Below are 256 nucleotides of genomic sequence, written 5' to 3'. Positions count from 1 at the left end.
TAGGAAACGGCAAGTTCGCGGAACACGTAGTCGAGGATCGACGTGGCGTTCTTGATCGCGTCATTGCCCTGGACCATGCCGGCCGGCTCGAACTTGGTGAAGGTGAAGGCCTCCACATATTCCTCCAGCGGCACGCCGTATTGCAGGCCGAGCGACACCGAGATGGCGAAGTTGTTGATCAGCGCCCTGAGCGACGAGCCTTCCTTGTTCATGTCGAGGAAGATTTCGCCGAGCCGCCCGTCGTCATATTCGCCGG

Annotated in this window: 1 protein-coding gene; it reads right to left on the bottom strand. The window is 59.8% G+C overall.

Annotated elements, in window-relative coordinates:
- Nucleotides 1-256, bottom strand: a 256-nt coding sequence (locus R0J92_RS24590) for a hypothetical protein (RefSeq protein WP_411053610.1), incomplete at both ends; no start/stop codon positions are given.

The sequence above is a fragment of the Tritonibacter sp. SIMBA_163 genome (genome assembly GCF_046535935.1).
In the GTDB taxonomy this organism is placed as follows: Bacteria; Pseudomonadota; Alphaproteobacteria; order Rhodobacterales; family Rhodobacteraceae; genus Epibacterium; species Epibacterium scottomollicae.
Note: the sequence above shows the minus strand (reverse complement) of the source record. Positions and strands in the feature narration are given on the sequence as shown.